This is a genomic window from Streptomyces sp. NPDC087300 (assembly GCF_044744425.1).
Taxonomy (GTDB): domain Bacteria; phylum Actinomycetota; class Actinomycetes; order Streptomycetales; family Streptomycetaceae; genus Streptomyces.
Map to the genome: position 1 here is coordinate 346,771 of NZ_JBIUYI010000008.1, position 21,263 is coordinate 368,033.

22 protein-coding genes are annotated in these 21,263 nt (G+C 70.5%); 20 read left to right on the top strand and 2 right to left on the bottom strand.

Annotated features, from left to right (window positions below; all coding sequences use genetic code 11):
* Positions 1 to 2 precede the first annotated feature (2 nt).
* The 3 genes from ACIO9J_RS32430 to ACIO9J_RS32440 all read left to right on the top strand — a co-directional run bounded on the left by ACIO9J_RS32430 (position 3) and on the right by ACIO9J_RS32440 (position 2,690).
* Positions 3 to 485 (top strand): shikimate kinase, encoded by a 483-nt coding sequence (locus ACIO9J_RS32430; protein WP_402007700.1) that lies wholly within the window; start codon positions 3 to 5, stop codon positions 483 to 485.
* Positions 482 to 1,579, top strand: coding sequence for a 3-dehydroquinate synthase (gene aroB / locus ACIO9J_RS32435; protein WP_402007453.1), 1,098 nt, complete (start codon positions 482 to 484; stop codon positions 1,577 to 1,579). The genes ACIO9J_RS32430 and aroB overlap by 4 nt, the downstream gene beginning before the upstream one ends.
* Positions 1,580 to 1,739: 160 nt before the next feature.
* Positions 1,740 to 2,690 carry a Pro-rich N-terminal domain-containing protein gene (locus ACIO9J_RS32440; RefSeq protein WP_402007455.1) on the top strand — a complete coding sequence of 317 codons (951 nt, stop codon included), beginning with the start codon at positions 1,740 to 1,742 and terminating at the stop codon, positions 2,688 to 2,690.
* 172 nt (positions 2,691 to 2,862) lie between these two features.
* Here ACIO9J_RS32440 and ACIO9J_RS32445 read toward each other — a convergent pair whose 3' ends face one another.
* A complete protein-coding gene (locus tag ACIO9J_RS32445) occupies positions 2,863 to 3,120 on the bottom strand; it encodes a hypothetical protein (protein WP_402007713.1) in 258 nt (85 codons plus the stop codon).
* Between the two features lie 46 nt (positions 3,121 to 3,166).
* Here ACIO9J_RS32445 and ACIO9J_RS32450 point away from each other — a divergent pair, with 46 nt between their 5' ends.
* The 4 genes from ACIO9J_RS32450 to nusB all read left to right on the top strand — a co-directional run bounded on the left by ACIO9J_RS32450 (position 3,167) and on the right by nusB (position 5,552).
* Positions 3,167 to 3,286: an excalibur calcium-binding domain-containing protein gene (locus tag ACIO9J_RS32450; RefSeq protein WP_402007703.1), complete on the top strand. Its 120-nt coding sequence runs from the start codon at positions 3,167 to 3,169 to the stop codon at positions 3,284 to 3,286.
* A gap of 98 nt (positions 3,287 to 3,384) precedes the next feature.
* Entirely contained in the window at positions 3,385 to 4,491 is a 1,107-nt protein-coding gene (locus tag ACIO9J_RS32455; protein WP_402007457.1) for a M24 family metallopeptidase, read from the top strand.
* 57 nt (positions 4,492 to 4,548) lie between these two features.
* A complete protein-coding gene (efp, locus tag ACIO9J_RS32460) occupies positions 4,549 to 5,115 on the top strand; it encodes an elongation factor P (RefSeq protein WP_055543676.1) in 567 nt (188 codons plus the stop codon).
* 2 nt (positions 5,116 to 5,117) lie between these two features.
* Positions 5,118 to 5,552, top strand: coding sequence for a transcription antitermination factor NusB (nusB, locus tag ACIO9J_RS32465; RefSeq protein ID WP_402007460.1), 435 nt, complete (start codon positions 5,118 to 5,120; stop codon positions 5,550 to 5,552).
* 216 nt (positions 5,553 to 5,768) lie between these two features.
* Here nusB and bldD read toward each other — a convergent pair whose 3' ends face one another.
* Positions 5,769 to 6,269, bottom strand: coding sequence for a transcriptional regulator BldD (gene bldD / locus ACIO9J_RS32470; RefSeq protein WP_402007462.1), 501 nt, complete (start codon positions 6,267 to 6,269; stop codon positions 5,769 to 5,771).
* 223 nt (positions 6,270 to 6,492) lie between these two features.
* Here bldD and pyrR point away from each other — a divergent pair, with 223 nt between their 5' ends.
* The 13 genes from pyrR (at position 6,493) to metK (ending at position 21,168) form a co-directional block, all read left to right on the top strand.
* A complete protein-coding gene (pyrR, locus tag ACIO9J_RS32475; protein ID WP_055543678.1) occupies positions 6,493 to 7,065 on the top strand; it encodes a bifunctional pyr operon transcriptional regulator/uracil phosphoribosyltransferase PyrR in 573 nt (190 codons plus the stop codon).
* Positions 7,066 to 7,150: 85 nt separating this feature from the next.
* Positions 7,151 to 8,188 (top strand): aspartate carbamoyltransferase catalytic subunit, encoded by a 1,038-nt coding sequence (locus ACIO9J_RS32480; RefSeq protein WP_402007464.1) that lies wholly within the window; start codon positions 7,151 to 7,153, stop codon positions 8,186 to 8,188.
* 5 nt (positions 8,189 to 8,193) lie between these two features.
* Positions 8,194 to 9,480, top strand: coding sequence for a dihydroorotase (locus ACIO9J_RS32485; RefSeq protein ID WP_402007466.1), 1,287 nt, complete (start codon positions 8,194 to 8,196; stop codon positions 9,478 to 9,480).
* Complete coding sequence (locus tag ACIO9J_RS32490) at positions 9,477 to 10,046, top strand: hypothetical protein (RefSeq protein WP_402007468.1); 570 nt, start codon at positions 9,477 to 9,479, stop codon at positions 10,044 to 10,046. Before ACIO9J_RS32485 ends, ACIO9J_RS32490 begins: the two co-directional genes overlap by 4 nt.
* Positions 10,043 to 11,185: a glutamine-hydrolyzing carbamoyl-phosphate synthase small subunit gene (gene carA, locus ACIO9J_RS32495; protein ID WP_402007470.1), complete on the top strand. Its 1,143-nt coding sequence runs from the start codon at positions 10,043 to 10,045 to the stop codon at positions 11,183 to 11,185. Before ACIO9J_RS32490 ends, carA begins: the two co-directional genes overlap by 4 nt.
* Complete coding sequence (gene carB / locus ACIO9J_RS32500) at positions 11,178 to 14,486, top strand: carbamoyl-phosphate synthase large subunit (RefSeq protein WP_402007472.1); 3,309 nt, start codon at positions 11,178 to 11,180, stop codon at positions 14,484 to 14,486. Before carA ends, carB begins: the two co-directional genes overlap by 8 nt.
* A gap of 87 nt (positions 14,487 to 14,573) precedes the next feature.
* Positions 14,574 to 15,680, top strand: a complete 1,107-nt coding sequence (locus tag ACIO9J_RS32505; protein WP_402007474.1) for a quinone-dependent dihydroorotate dehydrogenase — start codon at positions 14,574 to 14,576, stop codon at positions 15,678 to 15,680.
* Positions 15,677 to 16,522: an orotidine-5'-phosphate decarboxylase gene (gene pyrF, locus ACIO9J_RS32510; protein WP_402007476.1), complete on the top strand. Its 846-nt coding sequence runs from the start codon at positions 15,677 to 15,679 to the stop codon at positions 16,520 to 16,522. The genes ACIO9J_RS32505 and pyrF overlap by 4 nt, the downstream gene beginning before the upstream one ends.
* 424 nt (positions 16,523 to 16,946) lie before the next feature.
* On the top strand, positions 16,947 to 17,270 hold the full coding sequence (locus tag ACIO9J_RS32515; RefSeq protein ID WP_005319887.1) for an integration host factor: 324 nt from the start codon (positions 16,947 to 16,949) through the stop codon (positions 17,268 to 17,270).
* 38 nt (positions 17,271 to 17,308) lie between these two features.
* Positions 17,309 to 17,902, top strand: a complete 594-nt coding sequence (gene gmk, locus ACIO9J_RS32520; protein ID WP_098241279.1) for a guanylate kinase — start codon at positions 17,309 to 17,311, stop codon at positions 17,900 to 17,902.
* 45 nt (positions 17,903 to 17,947) lie between these two features.
* Positions 17,948 to 18,220, top strand: a complete 273-nt coding sequence (rpoZ, locus tag ACIO9J_RS32525) for a DNA-directed RNA polymerase subunit omega (protein ID WP_005319902.1) — start codon at positions 17,948 to 17,950, stop codon at positions 18,218 to 18,220.
* 118 nt (positions 18,221 to 18,338) lie between these two features.
* Positions 18,339 to 19,544, top strand: a complete 1,206-nt coding sequence (coaBC, locus tag ACIO9J_RS32530; protein ID WP_402007479.1) for a bifunctional phosphopantothenoylcysteine decarboxylase/phosphopantothenate--cysteine ligase CoaBC — start codon at positions 18,339 to 18,341, stop codon at positions 19,542 to 19,544.
* Between the two features lie 415 nt (positions 19,545 to 19,959).
* On the top strand, positions 19,960 to 21,168 hold the full coding sequence (gene metK / locus ACIO9J_RS32535) for a methionine adenosyltransferase (protein WP_402007481.1): 1,209 nt from the start codon (positions 19,960 to 19,962) through the stop codon (positions 21,166 to 21,168).
* Positions 21,169 to 21,263: the final 95 nt, after the last annotated feature.

Sequence of the window (21,263 nt, forward strand, 5' to 3'; positions counted from 1 at the left end):
CGATGGGCGTTGGCAAGTCGACGGTGGGCGCGCTGCTCGCCGAGCGGCTCGGCGCCGCGTTCCGTGACACCGACGCGGACATCGTCGCCGCGCAGGGCCGCGAGATCGCCGACATCTTCCTGGAGGACGGCGAGCCGGTCTTCCGCGAGTTCGAGCGCCAGGCGGTGCGCACCGCCGTCGCCGAGCACGACGGCGTCCTCGCGCTCGGCGGGGGAGCGATCCTCGACGGGACCACCCGCGAGCTGCTCGGCGCGCACCCGGTCGTCTATCTGTCGATGGACGTCGAGGAGGCCGTCAAGCGCACCGGTCTCAACCAGGCGCGCCCCCTGCTCCTGGTCAACCCGCGCAAGCAGTGGCGCGAGCTGATGGACGCCCGCCGCCATCTGTACGACGAAGTCGCCCGCGCGGTCGTCGCCACCGACGGCCGCACCCCCGAAGAGGTCGCCGACGCGGTCCTCGACGCACTGGAGTTGAAGGAAGCATGACGACGGAGCAGACCCCCACCCGTATCCACGTCGGCGGCACCGCCGGCACGGATCCGTACGAGGTCCTGGTCGGTCGGCAGCTCCTCGGCGAGCTGCCCGGCCTCATCGGCGACCAGGTCAAGCGGATCGCCGTGATCCACCCCGAGGCGCTCGCCGAGACCGGTGACGCGCTCCGCGCCGACCTGGCCGAGCAGGGCTACGAGGTCGTCGCCATCCAGGTGCCGAACGCGGAGGAGGCCAAGACGGCCGAGGTCGCGGCGTACTGCTGGAAGGCGCTCGGCCAGTCCGGCTTGACCCGCAGCGACATCATCGTCGGCGTCGGCGGCGGTGCCACCACCGACCTCGCCGGGTTCGTGGCGGCCACCTGGCTGCGCGGGGTGCGCTGGATCGCCGTGCCGACCACCGTGCTCGGCATGGTGGACGCGGCGGTCGGCGGCAAGACCGGCATCAACACCGCCGAGGGCAAGAACCTGGTCGGCTCCTTCCACCCGCCGGCCGGGGTCCTCTGCGACCTGGCGGCGCTCGACTCGCTCCCGGTGAACGACTACGTCTCCGGGCTCGCGGAGATCATCAAGGCCGGTTTCATCGCCGACCCGGCGATCCTCGAACTCATCGAGGCCGACCCGGAGGCCGCCCGCACGCCCGCGGGGCCGCACACCGCCGAGCTCATCGAGCGCTCCATCAAGGTCAAGGCCGAGGTCGTCTCCGGCGACCTCAAGGAGGCCGGCCTGCGCGAGATCCTCAACTACGGGCACACGCTGGCGCACGCCATCGAGAAGAACGAGCGCTACAAGTGGCGGCACGGCGCCGCGGTCTCCGTCGGCATGCACTTCGCGGCCGAACTCGGCCGTCTGGCGGGCCGCTTGGACGACGCGACCGCCGACCGGCACCGCACCGTCCTGGAGTCGGTCGGACTGCCGCTGAGCTACCGCTACGACCAGTGGCCCAAGCTCCTGGAGACCATGAAGGTCGACAAGAAGTCCCGCGGTGACCTGCTGCGCTTCATCGTCCTGGACGGCCTCGGCAAGCCGACCGTCCTGGAGGGGCCCGACCCGGCCGTGCTCCTCGCCGCGTACGGCGAGGTCGGCGAGTAGCACCACGATCGCGCACCCGTGGCCGGACATTCCGGCCACGGGCACCTCTTCGCATCCCCGGCCGTTCACACAACGACGGCCGGGGACGGTACCGTTCGGTAACGGGCGGCCCCGGCCGCCGCCCGACCAGCGTCAGTCGCACGAGACGGAGTGGCACCGGATGCAGCACGCAGTGGGGTCTCCGCTGCCGCCGCCCCATCAGCCGGGGCACGGACCGGCCACCGGCTGGTCGTCGGCCGCACAGCACCCGAGCGCTCCGCCGCCGGGCGCCGTTCCGCAGGGCGCACCGCCGCCTCCCGCACCGGGCTTCGCAGGTGGCCCCGCTCCGCACGCCCAGGGCCAGGCTCCCGGGCCGCACGCCCCCGGCCAGGCCCCGATGCCGCCCGCGCCGCACGCACCGGCTCCGGCGCACGCGCCGCATGCCCCCGCCGCGGGTCAGCAGGTCGCCCCCGCACCGCCGTTGCCGGACACCACGGGGCACGTCCAGCTCCCGCCGGGCGGCCCCGTCGCCATGCCCAGCCCGCCGCAGGGCACGGCCCGCGCCGACACCGGTGCCACCACGCTCGCGGTGCTCCTCATCGGCCCTGCGGGCGCGGGCAAGACCAGCGTCGCCAAGTTCTGGGCCGAGCACCGCAGGGTGCCGACGGCCCACATCAGCCTCGACGACGTACGGGAATGGGTCCGCTCGGGGTTCGCCGACCCCCAGTCGGGCTGGAACGACCACTCCGAGGCGCAGTACCGCCTGGCCCGCCGCACCTGCGGCTTCGCCGCGCGCAACTTCCTGGCCAACGGCATCTCCTGCATCCTCGACGACGCGGTCTTCCCCGACCGCCCGGTCGTCGGCCTCGGCGGCTGGAAGCGCCACGTGGGACCGGGGCTCCTGCCCGTGGTCCTGCTCCCCGGCCTGGAGATCGTCCTGGAGCGCAACGCGGAACGCAGCGGCAACCGCCGCCTGACGGACGAGGAAGTGGCCCGCATCCACGGCCGCATGGCCGGTTGGTACGGCTCGGGCCTGCCCATCATCGACAACTCCCAGCTGGACGTCCCCAGCACGGCCAGGGTCCTCGACGACGTCCTGGCCCGCGCGATCGCCAGCCCGCCGAAGTGGTAGCGGACCGCACCGGTCCCGGTCGGGACACCGAGCCGCCCCACCGCCTTCACGCCATCTGATCCCGGTACTACGGTCATGGCCCACGGAAAGAGCCCGAGGGACATGTCATGAACAATCCGTACGGCGCGCCATCGAACGCCTCCCCGCCCGCCCCGAGATGGGCACGGAAACGTTATGTGCTCCCCGTCATCGCCTTCGCCATGGCCTTGGGCGTCGGCATAGGCGCCAACGGCGGCAAGACGACCGATGAGGCGAAGACAGCGGCCACCTCGACCGTCACCGCGACGGCGACCGCGACGCGGACGACGGCCCCCGGGCCGACCGTGACCAGCACGGTTCGGTCGACGAGGACGGTCAAAGCGACGGAGACGGTCAAGGCGACCAAGACCGTGAAGGCCACCAGGACCGTGAAGTCGACCCGCACGGTCACTCGGCCTCCGGCGGACGGCGGTTCGGGCGATGGCGGCGGTGGGCCCGTGTACTACAAGAACTGTTCCGAGGCACGCGCGGCTGGTGCGGCTCCGATCCATCGTGGTGAACCCGGCTACGGCCGTCACCTCGACCGCGACGGCGATGGGATCGGCTGCGACAGCTGAGCGTTCGGGGGCGGCGGAGAGTTCGTACTGACGTGCCCCGCCGCCCGGTCGGACGCGCCCGCCGGGCCGTGCGAGGGCGGCGCTCGTAGGCTCGCCCCATGTCAGAGGTGTACGCGGCCCGTCGAGATCGGGTGAGAGAGCGGTGTGCGGCAGGGGGCGGCGCCGCGGCGCTGGTGTCGAGGCCCGCCAATGTGCGCTATCTCGCCGGGGCGGCGCCGCACGGTGCCGTGCTCCTGGTCGGCAAGGACGAGGACGTGCTGCTGTGCGGCCGTCCGCCCAGTGACCAGCAGGGCGAGGGGCGGCCCGACGAGGCGCTGCGGATGCAGGTGCTGCCCGCCCCCGGCGCCGACCCGGCCGTCGCGGGCGCCGGGGTCGCTGCCGCGCAGGGGGCCGAGACGCTCGCCGTAGAGGAGCACGATCTGACCGTGGTCAGGCACCGGGCGCTCGGCTCGGTCGCGCCGCGCCTCGAGCTCCTCGATCTGGGCACCGCCGTCGAGCAGTTGAGGCTGGTCAAGGACGAGGAGGAGATCTCCAGTCTGCGGATCGCCGCCGAGATCGCCGACCAGGCCCTCGGCGAGCTGCTCGAATCCATTCTCGTCGGCAGGACAGAGCGCCATCTCGCCCTGGAACTCGAACGCAGACTCGTCGACCACGGCGCGGACGGCCCCGCCTTCCCCACCTCGGTCGGCACGGGCCCGCACTCGGGCCGCGGAGCCCACCGGCCCTCGGACCGGCGGGTCGAGGAGGGCGACTTCCTCTCCGTCTGTCTGGGCGCCAGCTACCGCGGATACCGTTGTGAGATCGGGCGTACGTTCGTGATCGGCACCTCGCCCGCCGACTGGCAGATCGAGCTGTACGACCTCGTCTTCGCCGCTCAGCGGGCCGGCCGGGAGGCCCTCGTACCCGGTGCGGCCTGCCGCGACGTGGACCGCGCGGCCCGCCACGTACTCGACTCCGCGGGCTATGCGGACGGGCTCGCTCCGCTGACCGGACACGGTGTGGGGCTCGAAATTGACGAGGACCCGCAGTTGGCGCCCGCGGCCATGGGTAAACTGGACGCCTGCGTGCCGGTCACCGTCGAACCGGGGGTTCACCTCCCGGGCCGGGGTGGTGTCCGGATCGATGACACGCTCGTCGTGCGCCCTGAGGCGGACGGCGGACCCGAGCTACTCACCATCACGACCAAGGAACTGCTCGCGCTCTAGCGCGCGTGCGCGCCCGGGGTCGTCCACCAGTCAGTCAGTGCAGGAGATTCCGCAACCGTGGCTTCCACGAACGACCTCAAGAACGGCCTGGTGCTCAAGCTCGAAGGCGGCCAGCTCTGGTCCGTCGTCGAGTTCCAGCACGTCAAGCCCGGCAAGGGCCCGGCCTTCGTGCGCACCAAGCTCAAGAACGTGCTCTCCGGCAAGGTCGTCGACAAGACGTTCAACGCCGGCGTCAAGGTCGACACGGCCACGATCGACAAGCGCGACATGCAGTTCTCCTACATGGACGGCGACTACTTCGTCTTCATGGACATGGAGACCTACGACCAGCTGCACGTCGACCGCAAGGCCGTCGGTGACGCCGCCAACTTCCTGATCGAGGGCTTCACCGCCTCCGTCGCGCAGCACGAGGGCGAGGTGCTCTACGTCGAGCTGCCCGCCGCCGTCGAGCTCGTCATCCAGGAGACCGAGCCGGGCGTCCAGGGCGACCGTTCCACGGGTGGCACCAAGCCCGCCACCCTGGAGACCGGTCACCAGATCCAGGTCCCGCTCTTCATCACCACGGGCGAGAAGATCAAGGTCGACACCCGTGACAGCGGCTACCTCGGCCGGGTGAACAGCTAACCGTGGCTGCTCGTAACACGGCCCGCAAGCGCGCCTTCCAGATCCTCTTCGAGGCCGACCAGCGCGGCACCGACGTCCTGACGGTCCTCGCTGACTGGGTGCGTCACTCGCGGTCCGACACCCGGCAGCCGCCGGTGAGCGAGTACACGATGGAGCTCGTCGAGGGGTACGCGGAGCACGAGCGCCGCATCGACGACCTCATCTCGCAGTACGCCGTCGGCTGGACCCTGGACCGGATGCCCGTCGTCGACCGCAACATCCTGCGGCTCGGCGCCTACGAGCTGGTCTGGGTCGACGGCACGCCCGACGCCGTGGTGCTCGACGAGGCGGTGCAGCTCGCCAAGGAGTTCTCCACGGACGAGTCGCCGGCGTTCGTCAACGGGCTTCTCGGCCGCTTCAAGGACCTGAAGCCGTCCCTGCGCAGAGACGAGCCGTAAGGCGGTCCAGTACGTCACCGGAGGGCCCGCAGCGCTTTGCTGCGGGCCCTCCGGTTTTCTCCGCCGGGTCCGTTCCGCTTCCCGGCCGTGCCCGCGGCGGGGAAATGCGGGGCCGGGTAAAGGCGGCGAAAAGCAGAAAACCGCCGGGGTGGCCGCGGCCATTTCGGCTGCGGCCACCCCGGCGGCACGTTTCTGCTGAACTCCGCGTCAGCTGCGTCAGACCTCTTCGTGCGCCACGGCGCGACGCGCGTCCGCGTCCAGGACGCCCCAGCTGATCAGCTGCTCGGTGAGGACCGAGGGCGACTGGTCGTAGATGACGGCGAGGGTGCGCAGGTCGTCCTGGCGGATCGACAGCACCTTGCCGTTGTAGTCGCCGCGCTGCGACTGGATCGTCGCCGCGTAGCGCTGCAAGGGGCCCGCCTTCTCCTGCGGGACGTGGGCAAGTCGCTCAAGGTCGAGGACGAGCTTGGGCGGCGGCTCGGCGGCGCCACCGGGCGGCGTGCCCGGCAGGAGCTCCTGCACGGGGACGCCGTAGAAGTCCGCCAACTCGGCGAGGCGCTGCACGGTCACGGCACGGTCGCCGCGCTCGTACGACCCGACGACGACCGCCTTCCAGCGTCCCTGGGACTTCTCCTCGACACCGTGGAGGGAAAGGCCCTGCTGGGTACGGATCGCGCGGAGCTTGGCCCCGAGCTGCTTGGCGTATTCGCTGGACATATAGCTCCCCGGACGCTGGAACATTTTGCGGCTCCGCCGCGTGGCTGGTAACTCACTGTGAGGTTACGCAGCGTTACTTGCTTGCGTCAAGCCGAATGGTCCGTACCGCCCCTTCGGTGGAGGCCGATGACGTGCTCGGTCATCAGTACTGGTACCGTGGATGGCGCAATTTCGACGTCCTTTAAAGTCCGTCCCGTGAGGCGGAGAAGGAGGTCCGTTTCATATGGACACGCAGGACCCAAAAGACTCCGCTGTCGCGCGACCCGTGCTCGAAGGCCCGGACATCGCGCGGGTGTTGACCCGTATCGCACACGAGATCGTCGAGCGCGCCAAGGGCGCGGACGACGTGGTGCTGCTCGGCATTCCCACCCGAGGAGTCTTCCTCGGCCGCCGGCTCGCCGAGAAGCTCGAAGAGATCACCGGGCGCACGATCCCGGTCGGCTCGCTCGACATCACCATGTACCGCGACGACCTGCGCATGCATCCACCGCGTGCGCTGGCCCGCACCGAGATCCCCGGTGACGGCATCGACGGCCGCCTGGTCGTCCTCGTCGACGACGTGCTCTTCTCCGGCCGCACCATCCGTGCCGCCCTCGACGCGCTGAACGACATCGGGCGCCCGCGCGCGGTGCAGCTCGCCGTCCTCGTCGACCGCGGCCACCGTGAACTCCCCATCCGTGCCGACTACGTCGGCAAGAACCTCCCCACGTCGCTGCGGGAGACGGTCAAGGTCCAGCTGGCGGAGGAGGACGGCCGCGACGCCGTGCTGCTCGGCGCCAAGCCCGCATCCGCGTAGGACCGGCTTCCTCCCTTCACGGGCCCAGGGCACACCCCTGCGCGCCCGCGTGCCCGCAGACCTCCACACACCGGAGTACACCCAGATGATGCGACACCTCATCTCGGCCGCCGACCTCTCCCGCGACGAAGCCGTCCTCATCCTCGACACCGCCGAGGAGATGGCGCGGGTCGCCGACCGGCCCATCAAGAAACTGCCCGCCCTGCGCGGGCGCACCGTGGTCAACCTCTTCTTCGAGGACTCGACCCGCACCCGGATCTCCTTCGAGGCCGCCGAGAAGCGCCTCTCCGCCGACGTCATCAACTTCGCCGCCAAGGGCTCGTCGGTCTCCAAGGGCGAGTCCCTGAAGGACACCGCCCAGACCCTGGAGGCGATGGGCGTCGACGCCGTCGTCATCCGCCACGGAGCCTCCGGCGCGCCCTACCGGCTCGCCACCTCGGGCTGGATCGACGCCGCCGTCATCAACGCGGGCGACGGCACCCACCAGCACCCCACGCAGGCCCTGCTCGACGCCTTCACCATGCGGCGTCGTCTGGTGGGACCCGACGCGGGCCTCGGCCAGGACCTGGCGGGCAGGCGCATCACGCTCGTCGGCGACATCCTGCACAGCCGGGTCGCCCGCTCCAACGTCGACCTGCTGCACACCCTCGGCGCCGAGGTCACCCTCGTCGCGCCGCCCACGCTGGTGCCGGTCGGCGTCGAGCAGTGGCCGTGCGAGGTCTCGTACGACCTGGACCGCGTGCTGCCCAAGTCCGACGCCGTGATGATGCTGCGGGTGCAGCGCGAGCGCATGAACGCCGCGTTCTTCCCCACCGAGCGCGAGTACTCGCGGCGCTACGGCCTGGACGGCGAGCGCATGGCGAAGATGCCCGAGCACGCCATCGTCATGCACCCGGGCCCGATGGTCCGCGGCATGGAGATCACCGCCGAGGTCGCCGACTCCGACCGCTGCACGGTCGTCGAGCAGGTCGCCAACGGTGTCTCCATCCGCATGGCCGTCCTCTACCTGCTCCTGGGCGGCAACGAGCCCGCCGTCACCCACACCCGCCCGCCCGTCTCCCACCCCCACCCTTCAGACGAGCGCTTCGCGCGCCCCTCCACCACCGGTTCCGAGGAGAAGTAACCAAGATGAGCAAGATCCTGATCCGTGGTGCGAAGGTGCTCGGTGGCGAGGCGCAGGACGTCCTGATCGACGGCGAGACCATCGCCGAGGTCGGCAGCGGTCTGAGCGCCGAGGGTGCGACCGTCGTCGAGGCCGAGGGCAAGGTCCTCCTGCCGGGCCTCGTCGACCTCCACACCCACCTGCGCGAGCCGGGCCGCGAGGACTCCGAGACGGTGCTCACCGGCACCCGCGCCGCCGCCTCCGGCGGCTTCACCGCCGTGTTCGCCATGGCCAACACCTTCCCCGTCGCCGACACGGCGGGAGTCGTCGAGCAGGTCTACCGGCTCGGCCAGGAGTCCGGCTACTGCGACGTGCAGCCCATCGGCGCCGTCACCGTGGGCCTGGAGGGCAAGAAGCTCGCCGAGCTCGGCGCCATGCACGAGTCCGCCGCCGGGGTCACCGTCTTCTCCGACGACGGCAAGTGCGTCGACGACGCCGTGATGATGCGCCGCGCCCTGGAGTACGTGAAGGCCTTCGGCGGCGTCGTCGCCCAGCACGCGCAGGAGCCGCGCCTGACCGAGGGCGCCCAGATGAACGAGGGCGTCGTCTCCGCCGAGCTGGGTCTCGGAGGCTGGCCCGCCGTCGCCGAGGAGTCGATCATCGCGCGTGACGTGCTGCTCGCCGAGCACGTCGGCTCGCGGGTGCACATCTGCCACCTGTCGACCGCCGGCTCCGTCGAGATCGTGCGCTGGGCCAAGTCGCGCGGCATCGACGTGACCGCCGAGGTCACCCCGCACCACCTGCTCCTGACCGACGAGATGGTCCGCTCGTACAACCCGGTCTACAAGGTCAACCCGCCGCTGCGCACCGAGCGCGACGTCATGGCGCTGCGCGAGGCGCTCGCCGACGGCACGATCGACATCGTCGCCACCGACCACGCCCCGCACCCGCACGAGGACAAGGACTGCGAGTGGGCCGCGGCCGCCATGGGCATGGTCGGCCTGGAGACCGCGCTCTCCGTCGTCCAGGCCACGATGGTCGAGACGGGCCTGCTGACCTGGGAGGCCGTCGCCGACCGGATGTCCGTCAAGCCCGCGCGGATCGGCGGGGCCACCGGCCATGGACGTCCCGTCTCGGCAGGTGAGCCCGCGAACCTGGTTCTGGTCGACGCCGATTACCGTGGGGCAGTGGACCCCGCGGGCTTCGCCTCGCGCAGCCGCAACACTCCCTACGAGGGCCGTGAGCTGCCGGGCCGCGTCACGCACACGTGGCTCCGGGGTCGGGCCACGCTCGTCGACGGGAAGCTCGCGTGACAACTCTTCTGGAACTGGCCGCCGAGAAGGAATCGGCGGACGTGACCGACTGGGCCGCACGGATCGGCTGGGTCGTCGGACTGCTGCTCTTCATCGCGCTCGTCTACTGGCTGATGCGCGAGGGCTGGAAGTGGCGGGGCACGCTCCAGAGCGACCTGCCGCCGCTGCCCGTGGTGCCGGATGAGCCGGGCCCGGCGAAACTTGAGCTGAGCGGCCGCTACCACGGCTCCACCTCGGCCGGACAGTGGCTCGACCGCATCGTGGCGCACGGTCTCGGCACCCGCAGCCGCGTGGAGCTGACGCTCACGGACGCGGGACTTGACGTCGGGCGCCCCGGCGCCGCCGACTTCTTCGTCCCGGCCGGGCAGCTGCGCGAGGCCCGGCTCGACAAGGGCATCGCGGGCAAGGTCCTCGCGGAGGGCGGTCTGCTGATCGTCACCTGGGAGCACGGCGGGAAGCTGCTCGACTCGGGCTTCCGCTCCGACCACGCGGCCGAGCAGGCCGAGTGGGTCGAGGCCATCAACAACATGATCAACACCAGCACGACGGAAGGCACCGCACGATGACGACCTCCACCAGGGGAGCCAGCAAGGCTCCCGCCGTACTCGTCCTGGAGGACGGCCGGATCTTCCGCGGCCGCGCCTACGGGGCCGTGGGGGAGACCTTCGGCGAAGCGGTGTTCTCCACCGGCATGACCGGCTACCAGGAGACCCTGACCGACCCCTCGTACGACCGCCAGATCGTGGTCGCCACCGCCCCGCAGATCGGCAATACGGGCTGGAACGACGAGGACGACGAGTCGAGCCGGATCTGGGTGTCGGGCTACGTGGTCCGCGACCCCGCCCGGGTCCCCTCCAACTGGCGCGCGAAGCGGTCGCTCGACGACGAGCTGGTCGCCCAGAACATCGTGGGCATCTCCGGGATCGACACCCGGGCGCTGACGAGGCACCTGCGCGAGCGCGGCTCCATGCGCTCCGGCATCTTCTCCGGCGAGGCGCTCGGCACGGACGCCGCGCTCGTCGAGAAGGTCCAGGCCCAGCCCGCCATGAAGGGCCTGAGCCTGTACGAGGAGGTCGCCACCAAGGAGGCGTACGTCGTCCCCGCGATCGGCGAGAAGAAGTTCACCGTCGCCGCGATCGACCTCGGCATCAAGGGCATGACCCCGCACCGCATGGCCGAGCGGGGCATCGAGGTGCACGTGCTGCCCGCCACCGCCACCGAGGACGACGTCTACGCCGTCGCCCCCGACGGCGTCTTCTTCTCCAACGGTCCGGGTGACCCGGCCACCGCCGAAGGCCCCGTCGCGCTGATGACCGCCGTCCTCGCGCGCAGGACGCCCCTGTTCGGCATCTGCTTCGGCAACCAGATCCTGGGCCGCGCCCTCGGCTTCGGCACGTACAAGCTGAAGTACGGCCACCGCGGCATCAACCAGCCGGTGCAGGACCGCACGACCGGCAAGGTCGAGGTCACCGCGCACAACCACGGCTTCGCCGTGGACGCGCCGCTCGACAAGGTCAGCGAGACGCCCTTCGGCCGCGCCGAGGTCTCCCACGTCTGCCTGAACGACCAGGTCGTCGAAGGCCTCCAGCTGCTCGACCAGCCGGCCTTCTCCGTCCAGTACCACCCCGAGGCGGCCGCGGGCCCGCACGACGCCGCGTACCTCTTCGACCGCTTCGTAACCCTGATGGAGGGCCAGCGTGCCTAAGCGCTCCGATATCCAGTCCGTCCTGGTCATCGGCTCAGGCCCGATCGTCATCGGCCAGGCCGCCGAGTTCGACTACTCCGGTACGCAGGCGTGCCGCGTGCTCAAGGCCGAGGGCCTGCGCGTCATCCTGGTCAACTCCAACCCCGCGACGATCATGACCGACCCGGAGATCGCCGACGCCACGTACGTCGAGCCGATCACCCCCGAGTTCGTCGAGAAGATCATCGCCAAGGAGCGCCCCGACGCGCTCCTGCCCACCCTCGGCGGCCAGACCGCGCTCAACACCGCGATCTCCATGCACGAGCAGGGCGTCCTGGAGAAGTACGGCGTCGAACTCATCGGCGCCAACGTCGAGGCCATCAACAAGGGCGAGGACCGCGACCTCTTCAAGGGCGTCGTCGAAGAGGTCAACAAGAAGATCGGGCACGGCGAGTCCGCCCGCTCCTACATCTGCCACTCGATGGACGACGTCCTCAAGGGCGTCGACGAGCTCGGCGGCTACCCCGTGGTCGTGCGCCCCTCCTTCACGATGGGCGGCGCCGGTTCCGGCTTCGCGCACAACGAGGAGGAGCTGCGCCGCATCGCCGGACAGGGCCTCACGCTCTCGCCGACCACCGAGGTGCTCCTGGAGGAGTCCATCCTCGGCTGGAAGGAGTACGAGCTGGAACTGATGCGCGACAAGAACGACAACGTCGTGGTCGTCTGCTCCATCGAGAACTTCGACCCGATGGGCGTGCACACCGGCGACTCGATCACCGTCGCGCCCGCGATGACGCTGACCGACCGCGAGTACCAGACCCTGCGCGACGTCGGCATCGCGATCATCCGCGAGGTCGGCGTCGACACCGGCGGCTGCAACATCCAGTTCGCCATCGACCCGACCGACGGCCGGGTCATCGTCATCGAGATGAACCCGCGCGTCTCGCGGTCGTCGGCGCTCGCGTCGAAGGCCACCGGCTTCCCGATCGCGAAGATCGCCGCGAAGCTGGCCGTCGGCTACACGCTGGACGAGATCCCGAACGACATCACGGAGAAGACCCCGGCGTCCTTCGAGCCGACGCTCGACTACGTCGTCGTCAAGGCCCCGCGATTCGCCTTCGAGAAGTTCCCGTCCGCCGACTCCACGCTGACCACGACCATGAAGTCGGTCGGCGAGGCCATGGCGATCGGCCGCAACTTCACCGAGGCCCTCCAGAAGGCGCTGCGCTCGCTGGAGAAGAAGGGCTCGCAGTTCACGTTCGTGGGCGAGCCCGGCGACAAGACCGAGCTCCTGGCCGAGGCGATCCGCCCGACCGACGGGCGCATCAACTCGGTCATGCAGGCCATCCGCGCCGGCGCGACCCGCGAAGAGGTCTTCGACTCCACCAAGATCGACCCCTGGTTCGTCGACCAGCTCTTCCTGATCAAGGAGCTCGCGGACGAGCTCGCCGATGCCGAGCGCCTGGACGCCGAGCTGCTCGCCGAGGCCAAGCGGCACGGCTTCTCCGACGCCCAGATCGCCGAGATCCGCGGTCTGCGCGAGGACGTCGTCCGCGAGGTGCGCCACGCCCTCGGCGTCCGCCCGGTCTACAAGACGGTCGACACCTGCGCCGCCGAGTTCGCCGCGAAGACGCCGTACTTCTACTCCTCGTACGACGAGGAGAACGAGGTCGCCACCCGCGAGAAGCCCGCGGTGATCATCCTGGGCTCGGGCCCGAACCGCATCGGTCAGGGCATCGAGTTCGACTACTCCTGCGTCCACGCCTCCTTCGCGCTGAGCGACGCGGGCTACGAGACCGTGATGGTCAACTGCAACCCCGAGACCGTCTCCACGGACTACGACACCTCCGACCGGCTCTACTTCGAGCCGCTCACGCTCGAGGACGTCCTGGAGATCGTCCACGCAGAGGCGCAGGCCGGCCCGATCGCGGGCGTCATCGTCCAGCTCGGCGGCCAGACCCCGCTGGGCCTCTCGCAGGCGCTCAAGGACAACGGCGTGCCGGTCGTGGGCACCTCGCCCGAGGCCATCCACGCCGCCGAGGACCGCGGCGCCTTCGGCCGCGTGCTCGCCGAGGCCGGGCTGCCCGCCCCCAAGCACGGCACCGCGACGACGTTCACCGAGGCCAAGGCGATCGCCGACGAGATCGGCTACCCGGTGCTCGTCCGCCCGTCGTACGTGCTCGGCGGCCGCGGCATGGAGATCGTCTACGACGAGACCCGGCTGTCCGCGTACATCGAGGAGTCGACCGAGATCAGCCCCTCGCGGCCGGTCCTGGTCGACCGCTTCCTCGACGACGCCATCGAGATCGACGTGGACGCGCTCTACGATGGCACCGAGCTCTACCTCGGCGGCGTCATGGAGCACATCGAGGAGGCCGGCATCCACTCCGGCGACTCGGCGTGCGCGCTGCCCCCGATCACGCTCGGCGGCTACGACATCAAGCGCCTGCGGGCCTCCACGGAGGGCATCGCCAAGGGCGTCGGCGTGCGCGGCCTCATCAACATCCAGTTCGCGATGGCCGGGGACATCCTCTACGTCCTTGAGGCCAACCCGCGCGCCTCGCGCACCGTCCCCTTCACCTCGAAGGCGACCGCGGTGCCGCTGGCCAAGGCCGCCGCGCGGATCTCGCTCGGCACCACCATCGCCGAGCTGCGCGCCGAGGGCATGCTGCCCGCCACCGGTGACGGCGGCACGCTGCCGATGGACGCGCCGATCTCGGTCAAGGAAGCCGTCATGCCGTGGTCGCGCTTCCGCGACATCCACGGGCGCGGCGTCGACACCGTGCTCGGCCCGGAGATGCGCTCCACCGGCGAAGTCATGGGCATCGACTCGGTGTTCGGCACCGCGTACGCCAAGTCGCAGGCGGGCGCCTACGGTCCGCTGCCGACCAAGGGCCGCGCCTTCGTCTCCGTCGCCAACCGCGACAAGCGCTCGATGATCTTCCCGGCGCGCGAACTGGTCGCACACGGCTTCGAGTTGCTCGCCACGTCCGGCACGGCCGAGGTGCTCAAGCGCAACGGCATCAACGCCACCGTCGTCCGCAAGCAGTCCGAGGGCGAGGGCCCGAACGGCGAGCGGACGATCGTCCAGCTGATCCACGACGGCGCGGTCGACCTGATCGTCAACACGCCGTACGGCACCGGCGGCCGGCTCGACGGCTACGAGATCCGCACGGCGGCGGTGGCCCGCTCCGTGCCGTGCCTGACCACGGTCCAGGCGCTCGCCGCGGCCGTCCAGGGCATCGAGGCGCTCAACCACGGGGACGTGGGCGTCCGTTCGCTCCAGGAACACGCGGAACACCTGACCGCGGCCCGCGACTAGCAGCCCACAAGGGGGACACCGGAAACCCGGTGTCCCCCTTCTGGTGAGCACCCCCCGACTTCTGGTGAGCACCCCCTGAGGACACACATGTACAAGCTCTTCTTCAACCTCGTCTTCAAGCGTATGGACCCCGAGAAGGCCCACTACCTGGCCTTCCGCTGGATCCGCCTGGCGGCCAGGATCCCCGTCCTGCGCACCTTCGTCGCGGCCGTCCTCGCGCCCCGGCACAAGGAGCTGCGCACCGAGGCCTTCGGCCTGCGGATGCACGGGCCCTTCGGGCTCGCGGCGGGCTTCGACAAGAACGCCGTCGCGATCGACGGCATGTCGATGCTCGGCTTCGACCACATCGAGATCGGCACGGTCACCGGCGAGCCGCAGCCCGGCAACCCCAAGAAGCGGCTCTTCCGCCTGATCCCCGACCGTGCGCTGATCAACCGCATGGGCTTCAACAACGAGGGCTCGGCGGCCGTCGCCGAGCGCCTCGCCTCCCGTACGCCCGTCTTCCGCACCGTCGTCGGCGTGAACATCGGCAAGACCAAGGTGGTGCCCGAGGAGGAGGCCGCTGCCGACTACGTGAAGTCGACCGAGCGGCTCGCCCGGCACGCCGACTACCTGGTCGTCAACGTCTCCTCGCCGAACACCCCTGGCCTGCGCAACCTCCAGGCCACCGAGTCCCTGCGGCCGCTCCTGACCGCCGTGCGCGAGGCGGCGGACCGCAGCGTCACCGACCGCCGCGTACCGCTGCTCGTCAAGATCGCTCCGGACCTCGCGGACGAGGACGTCGACGCCGTCGCCGACCTCGCCGTCGAGCTCGGCCTCGACGGCATCATCGCCACGAACACGACCATCGCGCGCGAGGGCCTCGGCCTGACGTCCGACCCGGAGCTCTACAAGGAGACCGGCGGCCTGTCGGGCGCCCCCCTCAAGGAGCGCTCCCTGGAGGTCCTCAGGCGCCTCTACGCGCGCGTGGGCGACCGCATCACGCTCGTGGGCGTCGGCGGCATCGAGAGCGCCGAGGACGCCTGGCAGCGCATCCTCGCGGGCGCCACCCTGGTCCAGGGCTACAGCGCCTTCATCTACGAAGGTCCCTTCTGGGGCCGCGCGATCCACCGGGGCCTCGCCGCGCGTCTGCGGACGAGCCCGTACGCCACCCTCGCCGACGCCGTCGGCGCCGACGTGAGGAAGTCCGCATGAGTGCCCTCGAACCCTTCGGCACGCGCCTGCGCCACGTCATGGACGAGCGCGGTCCGCTCTGCGTCGGCATCGACCCGCACGCCTCGCTGCTCTCCGCCTGGGGCCTGCACGACGACGTCGCGGGCCTGGAGCGGTTCACGCGGACCGTCGTCGACGCGCTCGCCGGGACCGTCGCCGTCTTCAAGCCGCAGAGCGCGTTCTTCGAGCGCTTCGGCTCGCGCGGCATCGCCGTCCTGGAGAAGGCGGTCGAGGAGCTGCGGGCGGCCGGCGCGCTGGTCGTCATGGACGCCAAGCGCGGCGACATCGGCTCGACCATGGCCGCGTACGCCGAGACCTTCCTGCACAAGGACTCGCCGCTGTTCAGCGACGCCCTCACGGTCTCGCCCTACCTCGGCTACGGGTCCCTGAAGCCGGCCGTCGACCTGGCGCGCGAGAACGGGGCGGGGCTCTTCGTCCTGGCCCTCACCTCCAACCCCGAGGGCGCCGAGGTGCAGCACGCGGTGCGCGAGGACGGCCGTACGGTCGGCGCCACGGTCCTCGGCCACCTGGCCGCCGAGAACGCGGGCGCGGCGCCCCTTGGCTCCTTCGGCGCGGTCGTCGGGGCCACCCTGGGCGACCTGTCCGCGTACGACCTGGCGATCAACGGGCCGCTCCTGGCCCCCGGCATCGGCGCGCAGGGCGCCACCCCCGCCGATCTGCCGGCCGTCTTCGGCGCGTCCGTCCGCAACGTCGTGCCGAACGTCAGCCGCGGCGTCCTGCGGCACGGCCCCGACGCGGCCGCGCTGCGCGAGGCCGCCGAGCGTTTCGCGGACGAGGTCCGCGTGGCGGTCGCCGCCGCGTGACGCGGAGCGCCGCCGTGTGACGCGTGACGCCCCTCTGTGACAGCGAAGTCGCGGTGCGTGCGCGCGTCCGTCGCCCCGGTTCCGGTTTTCCGGAGCCGGGGCGACATCGTTTTCACGTTCTGGTGCCTCGCTGGTGGACGCGATCGACCGGCTCGGGACGACGCGGCAGGTCGCGCGCATGTCGTCCTTTGACGGTCCGTTGATGTCCCACCGGGCCAAATCGGAGGCGAAATGCCCGAAATGTACGGCTCGACAGAGGCTGACCAGGACTTTTCGTCTGTTCTCGCTGACTCCGGCGGCCATGGCCGCTAGTCTCCGACGAGAGCTAACGGGCAAGCGCGTTGCACGTTGCTCCCCAGGTGTGGGGCGACTAGGTTCCTCACCGGTCCGTATCCGACAGTTCGACATCCGAGGTGACGTAGGCGTGGCTCTTCCGCCCCTTACCCCTGAACAGCGCGCAGCCGCGCTCGAAAAGGCCGCCGCGGCTCGCCGGGAGCGGGCCGAGGTCAAGAATCGACTCAAGCACTCCGGCGCCTCCCTTCACGAGGTCATCAAGCAGGGCCAGGAGAACGACGTCATCGGCAAGATGAAGGTCTCCGCCCTCCTGGAGTCTCTGCCCGGCGTGGGCAAGGTCCGCGCCAAGCAGATCATGGAGCGTCTTGGCATCTCCGAGAGCCGCCGTGTGCGCGGTCTCGGCTCCAACCAGATCGCGTCACTTGAGCGTGAGTTCGGCGGTGGCGCCGCCTGACGTTCTCGGGCACTCCTGAGAACCTGGATAATCGCTGCATGGCTGCAACATCCCGGGGGACGACCCCCGTACCCCCGGACGCACGTCCGCGGCTGACCGTGCTCTCCGGCCCCTCCGGGGTCGGCAAGAGCACGGTCGTCGCCCATATGCGCAAAGAACACCCCGAGGTCTGGCTCTCCGTCTCGGCCACCACCCGCAAGCCCCGCCCCGGTGAGAAGCACGGCGTCCAGTACTTCTTCGTCTCCGACGAGGAGATGGACAAGCTGATCGCCAACGGCGAGCTCCTGGAGTGGGCCGAGTTCGCGGGCAACCGCTACGGCACCCCGCGACGCGCGGTGCTCGAGCGCCTGGAGGCGGGCGAGCCCGTCCTCCTGGAGATCGATCTGCAGGGCGCGCGCCTGGTGCGCGAGTCGATGCCCGAGGCGCAGCTGGTCTTCCTCGCCCCGCCCAGCTGGGACGAGCTGGTCCGCAGGCTCACCGGCCGGGGGACCGAGGCGCCCGAGGTCATCGAGCGCAGGCTCGCGGCCGCCAAGATCGAACTCGCCGCCGAGGCCGAGTTCGACACGACCCTGGTCAACACCTCCGTCGAGGACGTGGCCCGTGAGCTGCTAGCCTTGATGAAGGTTCTTTGATCTTCACCTAAGTTTGATCTTTCAATCCCCTTCGGAAGGCAGAGAGTGTCCTCTTCCATCACCGCGCCCGAGGGCATCATCAACCCGCCGATTGATGAGCTGCTCGAAGCCACCGACTCGAAGTACAGCCTCGTGATCTACGCCGCCAAGCGCGCGCGCCAGATCAACGCGTACTACTCGCAGCTCGGTGAGGGCCTCCTGGAGTACGTCGGCCCGCTGGTGGACACCCACGTCCACGAGAAGCCCCTGTCGATCGCGCTCCGCGAGATCAACGCCGGCCTGCTGACCTCCGAGGCCATCGAGGGCCCGGCGCAGTAAGCGGTACGTACTCTTCACCACAGGCCCGGCAGCACGGCTGCCGGGCCTGTGGTGTGTCATGGAGGAGTACGCGAGTAACGCGTCCGAGTACGGATCCGAGTGCGGGGAGACAGACGCCGTGGCCGAGAAGCCGAAGGTAGTCCTGGGGGTCAGCGGTGGCATCGCCGCCTACAAGGCGTGCGAGCTGCTGCGCCGGCTGACCGAGTCCGGGCATGACGTACGGGTCGTGCCGACCGAGTCGGCGCTGCACTTCGTCGGCGCGGCCACCTGGTCCGCGCTCTCCGGCAACCCGGTCTCCACCGAGGTCTGGTCCGACGTCCACGAGGTGCCGCACGTCCGCATCGGGCAGCACGCCGACCTCGTCGTCGTGGCCCCCGCCACCGCCGACATGCTCGCCAAGGCGGCCCACGGCCTCGCCGACGACCTGCTCACCAACACGCTCCTGACCGCCCGCTGTCCGGTCGTCTTCGCCCCGGCCATGCACACCGAGATGTGGGAGCACCCGGCCACCCAGGAGAACGTCGCCACGCTCCGCCGCCGCGGTGCCCTGGTCGTCGAGCCCGCCGTCGGCCGCCTCACAGGCGTCGACACCGGCAAGGGCCGCTTCCCCGACCCGGTCGAGCTCTTCGAGGTCGTACGCCGTGTCCTGGCCCGCGGCGACCTGGCGCAGGACCTGGCGGGGCGGCACGTCGTGGTGAGCGCGGGCGGCACCCGCGAGCCCCTCGACCCGGTCCGCTTCCTGGGCAACCGCTCGTCGGGCAAGCAGGGATACGCCCTGGCCCGCAGCGCCGCGGCGCGCGGCGCCCGCGTCACGCTCCTCGCGGCGAACGCGGCGCTGCCCGATCCGGCGGGCGTGGACGTCGTCCCGGTCGGCACCGCCGTGCAGCTGCGCGAGGCCGTCCTGAAGGCGTCGGCCGACGCCGATGCCGTGGTGATGGCGGCCGCCGTCGCCGACTTCCGGCCCGAGACGTACGCGACGGGAAAGATCAAGAAGAAGGACGGCCAGGAGCCCGCGCCGATCGTCCTGGTCCGCAATCCGGACATCCTCGCGGAGATCGCGGGGGACAGGCCGCGCCCCGGCCAGGTGGTCGTCGGCTTCGCGGCCGAGACCGACGACGTCCTCGCCAACGGCCGGGCCAAGCTCGAACGCAAGGGCTGCGACCTGCTCGTCGTCAACGAGGTCGGCGAGCGCAAGACCTTCGGATCGGAGGAGAACGAGGCCGTGGTGCTCGGCGCCGACGGCAGCGAGACCCCGGTTCCGTACGGTCCGAAGGAAGCGCTGGCGGACACGGTCTGGGATCTGGTGGCCGCGCGTCTCGCATGATGAGACGGGCGAAGGGCGGAGGCATCGACTCCGCCCTCCCTCGCCCCGACCCCTCCCCGCCGCAGTCCCGTTCCGATCCCGTCCCTGTCCCGTCTCTTTCATTTCTTTCGCCTCTCGGCGGAACTTGGCTACATTCCGACCTATGCCTTGACGGGGTCCGCTTCGCCAGGGCTGAATGTCATTTTCGCCCTACCGGGCGCCTCAAATCCGGGAAAATCGGGCGCGAGGCGGTCTGGCGGAGGGTGATCGTCGTACCGCACAATGCAGTGCCGCAGGTCACAGGGCTCCCAAGTGGCGAGACATGTGGTCCGGCGGACGAGTGTGACCGATAAACTGGTCACGGACGACGCCGAGCGCAGCTCTCGGCGCGCCCACCAATGATCAGCCAGCAGCCGCTGCAACCACAGGGAGCGATGTGTCCCGGCGCCTCTTCACCTCGGAGTCTGTGACCGAGGGTCACCCCGACAAGATCGCTGACCAGATCAGCGACACCATTCTCGACGCGCTTCTGCGGGAGGACCCGACGTCCCGGGTCGCCGTGGAGACGCTGATCACCACCGGCCTCGTGCACGTGGCCGGCGAGGTCACGACGAAGGCGTACGCGCCGATCGCGCAGCTCGTGCGCGAGAAGATCCTCGAGATCGGTTACGACTCCTCGAAGAAGGGCTTCGACGGCGCCTCCTGTGGCGTCTCGGTGTCCATCGGCTCGCAGTCCCCCGACATCGCGCAGGGCGTCGACACGGCGTACGAGAAGCGCGTCGAGGGCGACGAGGACGAGCTCGACAAGCAGGGCGCCGGCGACCAGGGCCTGATGTTCGGCTACGCCTGCGACGAGACCCCGGAGCTCATGCCGCTCCCGATCCACCTCGCGCACCGCCTCTCGCGCCGCCTCTCCGAGGTGCGCAAGAACGGGACGATCCCCTACCTGCGCCCCGACGGCAAGACCCAGGTCACCATCGAGTACGACGGCGACAAGGCCGTCCGCCTCGACACGGTCGTCGTCTCCTCGCAGCACGCCTCGGACATCGACCTGGACTCGCTCCTGGCCCCCGACATCCGGGAGTTCGTGGTCGAGCCCGAGCTGAAGGCCCTCCTCGAGGACGGCATCAAGCTGGAGACCGAGGGCTACCGCCTGCTGGTCAACCCGACCGGGCGCTTCGAGATCGGCGGCCCGATGGGCGACGCCGGCCTCACCGGCCGCAAGATCATCATCGACACCTACGGCGGCATGGCCCGCCACGGCGGCGGCGCCTTCTCCGGCAAGGACCCGTCCAAGGTCGACCGCTCCGCCGCGTACGCGATGCGCTGGGTCGCCAAGAACGTCGTCGCGGCAGGCCTCGCGGCCCGCTGCGAGGTCCAGGTCGCCTACGCCATCGGCAAGGCCGAGCCCGTCGGCCTCTTCGTCGAGACGTTCGGCACGGCCACGATCGACACGGACAAGATCGAGACGGCGATCAGCGAGGTCTTCGACCTGCGCCCCGCCGCGATCATCCGCGACCTCGACCTGCTGCGCCCGATCTACTCGCAGACCGCCGCGTACGGCCACTTCGGCCGCGCGATCCCCGACTTCACGTGGGAGCGGACGGACCGCGTGGACGCGCTGCGGAGGGCGGCGGGGCTCTAGGCTCGCCGATCGCTGCTTAGCTGGAATCCGGGGCCCGGTTCTTCCTTTTGGGGAGGGCCGGGCTTCGGCGTTCCCGGCGCTCCACCTCGGTCGGC